This window comes from Legionella nautarum (assembly GCF_001467895.1).
GTDB classification, from domain to species: Bacteria; Pseudomonadota; Gammaproteobacteria; order Legionellales; family Legionellaceae; genus Tatlockia; species Tatlockia nautarum.
In genome coordinates, this window is record NZ_LNYO01000013.1 from 145380 (window position 1) to 157814 (window position 12435).

Sequence of the window (12435 nt, forward strand, 5' to 3'; positions counted from 1 at the left end):
TGGTGATTTTATCAGAACTTTAATTAAAGGAAATACGAATTAAGTAATTTTATTGAAGCAATTTACAGATTTCTAATAATTCTTTCCCTAACAGCGCCTTAAACTCGTTAGTTAAGTTCGCAGACACCACCATATAAGCCTTTTGATCTTCTATTCTTAGAAAACAAACATCAAGAAAATTATTGATTGTTAACAAATCATGCCAATTGTTTTTTAAGGGCTCATGCTCTGATTCAAAGAGAGAAGCAGCCTCTTTTTTTGTTTTCGAAAAATCCTTATAAACATTGACATTGAGTAGAAAATGATTGCCTTTAAATTTATTTAAGCGAACGCAGTGATTAATTAATTGGTGATTTAATGGGTGGGAAGGAACTATAAAGTTATAAATTGAAGTTAAGCCACTGACTATGAATTCTTTGATTCTGCTGTAGTTGCGGAAATTACCAATATTTGCAAGTTTGATTAAATTTGGGCATTTTTGATAAGGACTCGTGCATATAATAGAGGCGCGTAGCTGCTGACAGAGGGAATTTAAATTTTCCTCTTTAGTCAACATGACTTTGATCAATTCTAAACTGAGAAAACAACCGATTGTATTATCGTATTTTAATTGATCACGAGTTGATTTTACTTTATTGAAGCAGATTGCTGAGTTTGTAGTTGATTCGCCCAAAATTCGTTTCAAAGCGAGTAATAACCCCCCGCATAGACCAATATCTAGACTGAAATGATGTTTAGAGCAATAAATTTGTAAAGTCTCTAACCACTTTTCGGGAATTTCTATGTAGCTTGAATAAGGCTGTTTGTTTTTTTTCATATTGGCTACAACATATTGCTCAGGAATGACAAATAAAGCCGTATTGTTTAAATAGTTTTGCCAAAAGATGAGATCATGGTCGAGGTGGGTTTTTATATATTCCTGTTCAGCAAATATGTATTCTCGATGCGTATTGTCTTTTTGGAGGTTTGGCACTTCATTAGCAAGATAAAGTTTTGATAAATCGTCAAAGAGGATATCGATTGAAACTTCATCAGAAATGATATGAGGCATACAAAGTTGTAATTCAGTTTTACCTTCGGGCAAGTAAAAGATGCGGGCTCTAAAAAGCGCGTAATGCTTAGGCCAGTAATGATAACCAATTAAATTATCTAAGGACTTCTCTAATATTTTTTCGTTTTCTTGTTGGGAGAATGATTTCAAATCTGTCACTTCAACTTTAATAGCCAAGGACTTTTTAGACTGTTGTACTGGGACAAATTTTGCTATTTGATAGGACAATACATCATGTTTTTTTAAAAGATTTTCAAAAGCATTGCGAAGTTTTTTTTCACTCAAATTTGCATAAAACCGTTTTCGGCCACAGATATTTATTTTTTTCGCCTTGGGCTCAAAAATATTAGCTAACCATAGAGTAAATTGAAAATCGCTGAGAGGGGATTGATAACTATCTTGGTAAATTTTTTCGGGAAAGCTAATTTTAGTATTATTTTTTTGCTGCTTCTCTACTAATATTGATAAACCAGCTATGGTTGGGTTTTGATAAAATTCTCGGATGCTTATACTTTTGTCAAGCATTTGGGTGATTGCAGAAATAATTCTTGCTGCAGCCAGAGAGTGTCCTCCTAATTCAAAAAAATCATTATTAACCCCAATAGGCTCTATGCCAAGTTCATTAGACCAAATTCCAGCAATAGTTTTTTCAAGGGGGCTTTGTGGTTCCTCATGCGGGAAAATTCGAGGGGTCGGTAAAGCTTTGAGATTCAATTTATCATTTGCATTTAAAGGAAATGATTCCAAGGCTATGAAAAAACTCGGGATCATAAAATCGGGCAAATAAGTCTTTAGATATTGACGTAACTCGCCATCTGATATTACGGTTTTATTGTTATTTAGAATATAATAAGCGACAAGTATTTTTTCTTTTCGGTAATTTTCAACAGCATTTATTCTTGCCGATTCCAAGGCCGAGTGTCTTGCTAAAATACTCTCAATTTCTGCTGGTTCAATACGATAGCCTCTGATTTTAATTTGGTTGTCAATTCTGCCGATATATTCGAGTTTAGAATTGGGAAGTAGACGGCATAAATCACCCGTTTTATACAGGCGTGAATTAGAAGAAGGGTTAAAAGGGTCCTTAATGAATTTTTCCGCAGTTAATTGAGCCTGATTTAAATAACCCCGAGCGAGGCAAATACCGCCTATGTAGAGTTCACCCACTTCATTTTTTCCAACCAAATTCCCGTTTTCATTAACGAGATAAAAATTACAATTAGGAAACAGTTCTCCAATTGGAACATAAGTGCCTAATTGAGCTATATTTTTTCTATCAATCTGCTCTACGCTAACCCCAACAGTAGTTTCTGTCGGGCCATATTCATTAAATAAAATATGATTTGGATATAGACTGAGCCACGATGCACAGTCGATAGATAATAATGCCTCTCCACCTAAGATAATCTTTTTTAAATGGCTAAGAGCTGTCTGTTTGAATTTTGCTTGCTGCAGTAGAACTTCAAAATAAGCTGGAGTTAATTTAACATAACAAATCTTATTGGTTTCAAGGTAATCTAAATATAGATTCGGATCCTTTTTAATTTTATCTTCACAAATTACTACGGTTAATCCTTGTGTCAAAGGAATTATTGACGTAGTTAAGGAGAAATCAAACGAAAGATTAGAAGAAAAATCAATCCGTTCTCCATCACGAAAATTATAAAAATCAGCAATCCATTTAGAATAGTTAACTATACTTTTATGTTCAATTAGAGCACCTTTGGGTGGGCCTGTCGATCCAGAGGTATAAATGATATAAGCTAATTGATCCGAGCGAATTTTTACTGTTGGATTGGGTCGCTCTGGTTTTGGTTCAGCAAAAAAATCATTAACAGAAAACGGTAAAATTTTACCTTGGTAGGCTCTAAATTTGACTGCCATTATAGGGCTTGTAATAAGGATTGGAATAGAGTCTCTATTCAAAATGTGTACTAATCTTTCTGCAGGAGTGGATTGATCAAGTGGTACATAAGCCTTACCTGCTTTTAAGATTCCAAGAATTCCAATCATTAAGTCAATAGAGCGCTCCATAGAGATAGCAATAGGAAGCTCATTTTCTAACTCTAATTGATTTAGACTATAAGCCAATTGATTTGCTTTTTGATTTAAGTCTTCGTAAGTTATAGTCTCTGTTGCGCAACTAATAGCAATAGTCTGAGGTTGCAGTTTAGCCTGGCGCTCAAACATTTCAACTAAAGTCTGTGAGTTATCTCTAAGTCGTTTTTTAATCATTTTTATATGACCTAATTATCTATTTTTATTTATTTATTATAATTATAGTTCGGGTAAAAATTTATCAAGCCATTTAGGAAGATACCAGTTCCATCTTTTAAAAATTGCCATAGTAGAAGGCACTAAAAGGGTACGAATTAAAAAAGCATCCACAAAAATGGCGACGGCAATGCCGAGTCCAAAGGCTTTCACCATCAGCACATCAGCGACTAAAAAAGAACCACAAACAACGATAACAATTAATGCTGCCGAAGTAATAATTCGGCTGCTTTTCTCGATGCCAAAAATAATGGCTTTCCTATTATCTTTGCATTCATGGTAAGACTCTTTAATTCTCGTTAAGAGGAATACTTCATAATCCATAGAAAACCCAAAGAGGGCACAAAAAATTATCACTAATAAGCTGATATCTAGAATACCTTGGGGTTCGAAATTAAGATAATGCGCCAAATACCCATCTTGAAAAACTAATACCAGAGCGCCATAACAAGCTGAAAGGCTCAGTAAATTCATTAAAATTGCCTTTAAAGGTAAAAATAATGAGCGTAATAATAAAAGTAAGATCAAATAGGAAAAAACAATGATCCAGACAATTGCATAGGGGAGTATTGCAAAAATTTTATCTAGAACGTCCACATTGATAGCTGGTGTTCCAGTCACTTCGACATCCATCTTTAAGGGAACTTTAATTGTTTTTAGTTCCTTAACCAGATCAGTTGTTTGCTCAGAATTTACTTTGTATTTGCTGTTAACGTTTAATAAAGTAAAAGAATGTTTTGTGGAGGTCCTTAGTAATTTTTTAACACTTGTTGGTAATAAATCTTTAGAGGTCGAGTAAAGCGCCTGGTATTCCTTTTTACTAGATTTAGAGTCAGATGACACAATGCCTACAACGTTATGAACTGAGGAATTATCCTGTACTTCATTAACAAAATTATATAATTTTGAAATGTTATTTTTTGACAGGATATAGCTATTTGGGGACTGAACTAATAGAACAATAGGCGTTAAGTCTTTAATATTAAAATAGGTCTCATATTCGTTAAAAAATTGTCGACTATCTGAATCTTTAGGCGTTATTCGATAATCGGATACACCAAATTTAGCGGTCGTAATCGGATAACCGAGCATCAGCAAGAAAATAATAACTGGAAAGAAGAAGACGAGAGGCCTATTCACTATTTTTTCAGCTAACCAATGCCAAAATGGTGCTCGGTTTCCTTTAGCATGCTTAATTAAATGAATGGATAAAAAATCAATATGTTGTTTAATAATCCCGAGAACGGCAGGGAGTACTATAACTGCATTGATTACCGCTATTAAAACCGCAATGACACCACCTACGGCCATTGAAAATAAGATATTAATAGGAAATAAAAATAAAGCACTTAAGCTAACCAAAACTGCTAATCCACTAAAGAAAACAGATTTGCCTGCGGTTTCTTCGGTAATTGCAAGTGCTGTTATTATACTTTTTCCTTTATGAAATTCTTCGCGAAACCGATTAATAATAAATAATGCATAATCCAGACTAAGACAAAGTCCTAACAATAAAGCAATATTTAAAGTATAAATCGAAAGGGTGGTCTGCTCTCCAATAAGATAAAGGGAGGTTAAAATAATTAATGCACACCCTCCGCCTAAAATAATGGGCAGTAGAGCCGCAATGACTGACCCAAAAACGAAAATTAAGGTAACAATTGCAACCGGTGTAGCAATTAGATCAGCCCGATAGAGATCAATCTGTGTCTGCTTATTAATCTCATTAATAAATGGAGCTTCGCCCCCGAATTCCATCGACATTTTAGATGGTTTTTTTATCAAAGATCTCAACTTATTTAGTTCTTTATCCCCCAATACTTTATGACTTTTGATGATAAGGACGACGTAAGCAGAATGCTTATTTTTAGAAATTTGCTTTTTATTATCGGAAGGGAGAATTATTTCATGTTTAATAGGAAAATTTTTTAATCCAGAAAGCGAATTCTTTATTTTTTTGATAAAAAGAGAGTCATCTGCTGAAAGACTAGGGCTATGATAAATAATTAAAATCTTGTTGGTTTCAGCATAGCCAAATTGTTTGTTAATGTAATTTTGAGCTTTAACACTCCCAGAATTTTCATCGCTAAACCCCGTGCTCTTAAAGGGAGGGATTGTTTTTATAAGAATGGGTATAGAAGCTGCAAGGACTATCACCCAAATAACTACGATGGCCCAACGAAGTCGAAAAATAGCTCTTCCTAATCTATAAAATAGCTTTTTCTTCATCCCTTTCTCGATCCCTCAAAATCAAAGCATAGCTCACCGATTGAAATCAGCAAGGCATAAAAAAATCAATATGCTTAATAATTATACTTCAAAAAAATTGAATAATTAGAAAATGATATGGAAGGAAAGTCAGTATTGCAGGGTTGGCTGCCATTTTTTTTAAATTTAAGCTCTTTTTTAAAACTTCTCAAAACCCCTTAATGTTTATTTAATGTTCAACAAGTATAATTAAATCAATCTTATGCCTACTATAGTTGTTGATATGAAACACAAAATTAACAATAAATTAATGCAAAATGTGACTTCTCTAGCAAAAAAAATTAATAATGAAAAAAATCCTGATAGAAAAGCCTACCTTTTACTTAAAATGTATTTATTGCTCTCCTCTATTCAAAGTACTTATTTAATAAATAAATCAGACAATGCTTATTTCGATGATTTATTTAAATCTTGTGTCAATCTATTAACAAGATATTTTAAATGTAACCCCATGACTTTACCTAGTCATATTTTGAGTACAGTAGGAAGAGAGGTCATACCATTTTTTAATGCAATTGATAGAAACGAAGCTCAAAGGTTGCTTTATTTTACGAGGGAAGAAGCAAATAATTTCAAAGTAGCCATTCACGAGGGTAAAGTTTTTTATCAAAATCCTGAAAATGAATTCGAACAAAATGACGAAGAAAGAGAGTTTGTATTTTCATTTTCTGGCGATATTTATGTCAAAGATGGCAGAATTGCAGATCAATTCATTGAGCATGATAATCAATTCATGAAACATAGTTCTTTTCTCTCAGGAGATGAAGTCTTATGTGCTGGAATGATTAAGATTGTTGATAATAAGATTACTGAAGTTAGTAATAGCTCTGGGCATTACAGGCCAAGTCATAAAGACATTGCTATATTTCTTAATCATTTGCAATTACTTGGGGTTGATTTATCTACTGTTCAATTAAAGTTACTTTTATCTACTGAGGATACCTTAGAAACTAAAGCAGATTTATTTTTAAAAAACTATCCTCAACTTCAATTACTTAAAAATACTTCATTTGATTCACATCAAAAAATTAGAAGAAAGGATACAACATTAAACAAAATTTTTGATTTAATTTACAAACCAAGTGAAAAATTAAAACCTTTATTCGAAGACGTTGATAATAAAAGAAGTGAGTATGTTGAAAAAGGAAAAACTAATCCAGATGAAAATAGCGAGCTGGTTGATTATTTTTATAAGCTTTGGTCAGATAATTTTAGTTTGTCTCCAGAGTCTCTGGAATCATTAGCGTTAATTCATAAAATAAAGTCAGTCGATTTTATAGATCATAAACTTTTTAAACAAAAGCTTCGTGACAATGGTTTTGAAGCATTACATCCTCTCGCAAATGACCCTAGGAGAAATATTGAAGGGGAAACATATACTGTCTCTTCAGATGTAGACTCTGAAATATTAAACGCTTTTATCTTAAACCTCAAAGTACACATTATTCAGCAACCCTGGGAGACCACATTTAGAATAGGATTATTTGGAAAAGCACCAAAACCATCTCATGTTCAGGCAATTCTTGACCAAATTGAATTATTTGAAACACAAAGATTAGACCCTATAAAAACCTACGAAGAAGTTCTAAAGATCGCCCAATCAGCAATCAATAAGCCAGACTGGAGAAGAAAAGAGAGTACCCAGCAATTTTATGAAAAATTAGTGTGTAATGAGCTGCTTGAAGATTTTAGAAGTTCAGAATATCAAGCAAGCATATGAAGCTTTTGAAGAAAGTATCTAGACTAGCGACCCAAACGTCCACCCTAGACGTTTAGGCGCTATTTGTATTTTTGGACTATATTTAGCTTATTTGAGGTAGAGATTTCGTATGCCAAAACCTTATGTCTCATTAGGCGGTGTCAAAATTGCACCTTTTAAGAATCCTTCTACTGAACCCTATGGTGTTTTCGCAAATACCACCCCTTCGGGTAAATATCCAATTAAGCAAACAGTGACAATGGATGGTGGTTCCAGAACCATTGTGTGGCCTTCGTCTGAGCATGCTTTTCATGCACAAAAAATACTTCATTTAAAGGGGAAGCTTCCCGCTAGTCATCCTGCCCAAAAAACCCTAACTAAGATGCTGAATGAAATTGCAGCAACTCATGCTGGCACAAATAAGGAATATTTGCCACGCGATGATTATGACCCTTTGGTTAATAAATATCTCGACCAATTAAATAAAGATGGACTTAATTTAAAAGATAAATATGCCTTTGATGCTTTATGTGATGCCGATTTTCACGCCACCAAAAACCCAACTGGCAAAAAAGGAACAATTAATTTTATGCGCACTGTGATTGCGATGAAACTCGAACAGCATCCTGAATTGCGTGAAAAAGCAATGGAATGTGCACGAGAAGGCATTCTACCAGTTGAAATAAGCCAATATGACGTCAATTGGGCCAGTGGTCCTGACGGTAACGGGTTAAATATGTTGGGAATTTTGATCTTAGAAGAAGGCAATAAGCTATTGATTCAAAAGGGTGAAAAACCACGCATTCCCAATCCTACGCAGGCTTATCAGCAATTACAGAGTACTCATAGTGCAGCTCTAGCCCATAATAATCAGGTAAATAATTTAACACCCAATGCTGCAAATTGGGTATTTCCTAAGTCTAATCCTCCCATTCAATTTAAGGGGAGCGATTATTATTCTCAACCTATTATGTCGGCCAGTGAAATGGAAAAGTCGCTAAAGAAAGGGATTGTTCCCTTGGTGTCTGATAAAGAAACTGTTTTGGATGGCTGTTTAAATTTGGGGATTAATAAAAAGGACGCCGCGCAATTACTTGCTGCTTATTCTGTGAAAAGCGCCATGTCAAATCTTAATGCACAAGTGAAAGTGCAGATGGTGAGTAATACGAGAGCGAATGTAAAAGGCCATGATCCTCAAGCTATGAAAATTACTTTCAATTCCCAGCAAGAAGCCCAGGAGTTCTGTGAACGACTCTATAAAGAGCATGGGGTTCATAGTCTGACTCGTGGTCCGGGGAAAATGAAAAGTCCGCAAAATGGCTCGGTTTTTCTGACTAAACAGGATTTGGATAAACTAGCTAAACATGCACAATTATCAAAATCAAACGTTGGAAAACTTGCTTTTGACGCTTTAGCCAATTCTTTCAGTCAAGCCAAACAAGATAAAATTGAGGATAAGAAAGATGATTCTTATACCTCTGGAATGAGATTATAGAAAGTAAGAATGATATCTATCCTTACGAATTTTTTGTCTCCTTTGCAAAGGTAGGGTTATGGTACTGTACCACTAGATCGATGCCACTCTGCCTTCGCAGAAGATATTTCGCTGACAAAATTGTAGAGCCCTATCAGAACGGGTGCTAATTATTAGAGTTTTTTTTGTCGAAACACCTTTGTTTTTAATGATCTATTTAAAATCATGGTGATCTTTTTATTTCTTATTTGTAAATTTTTATGAATCTATGGTAAAATATTGTCAATTTAATTAACAAAAGAAGCAACTAATGACCTATTACTTATATATTCCTATTACAGAGAAAAACGTCTCTTCATCTTTACAAACCACGATAGAGGATTGGGTTAAGGTAGAAAAGGAAGCAAAAAATAAAGATGTCGTTGTCATTTATAAAGGTAAAAAAGGTTTAAATAATTTACCTCCCTATGCCAAGGTTTATGTGCTTGCACCGGGTACTGCAACTAAACCAAATCCTGTTGAAAGGCAAATTAATTATGAGACAGCTAGGGCTCATAAAAGTACTTCGGGACAATTTGAGTTACGGGAGGGTAAAGATCAGTGCTTGTCTGTCCCAGACATAGTAAATGATATCATTGCTGATGGATTATTTTCTCCCAATGAGGAAGGGGCTCCAAAAAAAATCCATATCAAATTGTTTTTTCAGAACGCAGGAAAACAGGCCAGTAGATTAGCGGAGGTATTTAAATATTTTCTCGACTTAAACAAGCCAGCTAGTCCAACCAACGTTCGAATCGATTACTATCCTGACTCCCATCTTTTAGCGCCTAGAAGAAAGGAAGATCCTCATAAATATGCGATTCGGGAATCTAAAAGCGGATTTTTTAGGGCCAAAGAGCTTAGAAAGTCATTTATCAGTGATGACTGCCAACCAAGTCTATCACGCGAGGCAGTCGAAGCGGCCGTTGCTAGCTACCGCAGTTATAAAGCCTCTAGGTTATGTGGTTTGTCTCATATTTTAGGGTTAGATAGTTGGTTTTCAAGCCTGGAAAGCACTGAGACCATTGATGAACTATTAAATTCTGCGAATGACGAGGAGCGATTTAATATCGCTAAAAGCTATGTAGAAACCTTTCCAAACCGAAAACTAGCAGAATGTTTGCAAGAAATAGTGGATAACTCTGTTAAGACGTATTGGAGTCCTTCGCCTGCTCAAATATAAATAACAGGTACTCTCCTACAACAAAGCAATCGTTGACCTTCGCGATAACGGGGGTCAAAAAGCAAAATTTCTCAAACAAAAAATTTTCATTAAAAAAAGAAGAGTCCGCATCCAGCTTGATTTCTAAGCTGATGATTTTTTGATCTAATCTGTTTATCTGTTATACAGCTTATGTAATAATAGTAGTTATATTGATCAAATTGGAAATGAAAATGTCTAAGCCAGTCATTAAACATAAAGTCGTTTTTGGAGATAGTCTATCTGATCGTGGATTGCTTGGATTAGAAGAATTACTTGCGTTTGGTGGTGGTTTGACCGGTCAATCGCCTCGCTGGCGCTTTGCTAATGGTTTTGGATGGGTTGATCTAGTTGCCTCCTTTGGCATGGCTGAGTTTACGGTTAACGAGTTTAAGGCTCAAAGAAAAGAATTATTGGCCCAATTAGACGAGTTAAAAAAAGAAGAGCAGACTAGGCAAGTTATGCGTAGTCAAGTCGATACGATAAGGCAAATCGTTGCGCAGGTAGATGATAATGATTTATCGGAGTTATTTACCAAGTTTAGAGAAGCGTTTAATCTCGATAACCCTAAACAGATTCTTTATAACGGATATCGCTACCTACGCACCTATGCAATTGGGGGTGCTACCGCAGCAGTTTGGGGATTAGAGCTTGATGAAGTAGTTGAAGAACCTGCAGAAGATATATCCAGACTTCTACTCGCCAACCTTAAACAACAAAGAAAACAACTTTTTGCAGACGATCGACGTTATGGTGTAACTCGCAAAGAAAAAGAAGAAACACTGGTTGTTGATTTGTCGGGTGCTAATGATTTAATCACCGTTAATGATAAACCCACTAAGGAAATTGCGGATAAGGCTATCAAAGCCAGAATTGAAAACCTTAGAGACTTAATCGATAAAGGATATAGAACTTTCGTATTAATAAATCTTCCCGATTTCTCTCTCACGCCCAGATTTCAAAATTTTAGTAAAGAGGAGAGAGATAACGCACATGAGGTTACCGAGTATTTTAATGCTAAGCTAGCAGAAGAAGTTGGGCAACTAAAAGCTGAATACAGGGATGACTATTTTTTTGATGTATTTGATATTAATGAAATTTTTATCGATGCTTATAAACATCCTGAGAAATATGGTTTTGATCCTGAGCTTTTAACGCAATATTTTACTGAATCTGAAGAACTTGAAAAAGCGAAAGACAATCAAGAATATCAAGCTAAAAAAATAACCCCTGACACAGGGTATATTAGTTTGAACCTTTATTTCATGACTCAATTGCCGGAAACAGCTGTAGAATTTAAAAACAGCTATATTTTTTGCAACAATGAGGGAACTAGGCAACTTTATTTCATTGATTCCAAAGGAGCATCAAAAGAGGTATCCATTGATGAGTTAGCGACGTTCGAGAGGGAACTTGATAAAATTCGGACTGCTTCCCTGACAAAAGACAAAGTTCGTTTAACTACTCAACAAATAAAGGAATTAATAACCGACAATGGTGGTCATGTCCCTCCACTTAAGGGCTATCATCTCTTCTGGAATGGGGTCCACCCTTCTGCTTATGTGCAAGCTATAATGGGTGCCAAATTTGATGAGAAATATGGCAAAATTTTTGAATATCGCTCACCTACGGTAAAAATTGACTACTCGGATTCAGAACAATATCAACAGTTTTTAGAGTATAAAAAAAGATTAAATGTTATCAGTGATAGACCTGTAGCTGATGAAAAAGCATGGGAAATGTTTGAACAATATCAAAAAGGTATCGGTAGTGAAATCCATAAATACAAACATCATAAAACTCCTCCGATTCCTAAGCCTGTCCTAAATAGCCTTAATGCTATTCAAGAGCATGCTAAGGGGTTAGCTAATCAATTTTTTAATAAAGGACTCGGTAAAGAAAAAGCAAAACTGTTGAATAGTTTTTTGGCTGAGGTTAATGCGATAACTCAAAATGACTCTACTATCCCTGAAAAATTAAACGCTATCAAAGCGCGATTAAATAATTTCAGTGAAGAAGAGAATGATATTATTAATAAACATCAAAATCCAAAGTTAGACAATTTTTTTAAAGAGGATACTTGGGCAACCTCTTCTTTTAGCCTACTTAATAACTTAAATAAGACGATTGACGATTGTTTGCAAAAACCAAAGTATAAAGGCTCTTTCTCAGTAGAAACAGATATTTCTAAACACGAAGAACTTTCGGCAACTATTCAAAAAATAGATCAGCCTTACTAAGACGATTTATCTGCCTCCGTTAGGGCAGAGGAGGCGGTCAGGCCGTCTCGAAGCCTTGTGCGAAACTTCGAGGCGGCGCGTGCACGTTGCGCATCTCCCTAAACTTTTTCTCTTGCGTTCTTCAATTCGCTAATACACAATCAATTGGCTGACAAGAGCTTGTTATTAAGAACTTTTTGCGAAAGTTAT

The 12435-nt window shown here is 35.0% G+C and carries 6 protein-coding genes; 4 read left to right on the forward strand and 2 right to left on the reverse strand.

Translation table 11 applies throughout. The annotated features are described in order from the left end of the window. Nucleotides 1–49: 49 nt before the first annotated feature. Nucleotides 50–3286 carry an amino acid adenylation domain-containing protein gene (locus Lnau_RS04040; protein WP_058503868.1) on the reverse strand — a complete coding sequence of 1079 codons (3237 nt, stop codon included), beginning with the start codon at nt 3284–3286 and terminating at the stop codon, nt 50–52. Nucleotides 3287–3328: 42 nt separating this feature from the next. Continuing rightward, nucleotides 3329–5554 carry an MMPL family transporter gene (locus Lnau_RS04045; RefSeq protein WP_058503869.1) on the reverse strand — a complete coding sequence of 742 codons (2226 nt, stop codon included), beginning with the start codon at nt 5552–5554 and terminating at the stop codon, nt 3329–3331. Nucleotides 5555–5816: 262 nt separating this feature from the next. Here Lnau_RS04045 and Lnau_RS04050 point away from each other — a divergent pair, with 262 nt between their 5' ends. The 4 genes from Lnau_RS04050 (at nt 5817) to Lnau_RS04065 (ending at nt 12246) form a co-directional block, all read left to right on the forward strand. Further along, on the forward strand, nt 5817–7313 hold the full coding sequence (locus tag Lnau_RS04050) for a hypothetical protein (RefSeq protein ID WP_058503870.1): 1497 nt from the start codon (nt 5817–5819) through the stop codon (nt 7311–7313). 109 nt (nt 7314–7422) lie between these two features. Continuing rightward, the gene (locus Lnau_RS04055; RefSeq protein ID WP_058503871.1) at nt 7423–8787 is read left to right on the forward strand and encodes an NADAR family protein; all 1365 of its coding nucleotides are present in this window, start codon (nt 7423–7425) and stop codon (nt 8785–8787) included. A gap of 289 nt (nt 8788–9076) precedes the next feature. Continuing rightward, the gene (locus Lnau_RS04060; RefSeq protein WP_058503872.1) at nt 9077–9988 is read left to right on the forward strand and encodes a hypothetical protein; all 912 of its coding nucleotides are present in this window, start codon (nt 9077–9079) and stop codon (nt 9986–9988) included. A 212-nt stretch (nt 9989–10200) separates the two neighbouring features. After that, nucleotides 10201–12246 (forward strand): SGNH/GDSL hydrolase family protein, encoded by a 2046-nt coding sequence (locus Lnau_RS04065; RefSeq protein WP_058503873.1) that lies wholly within the window; start codon nt 10201–10203, stop codon nt 12244–12246. Nucleotides 12247–12435: the final 189 nt, after the last annotated feature.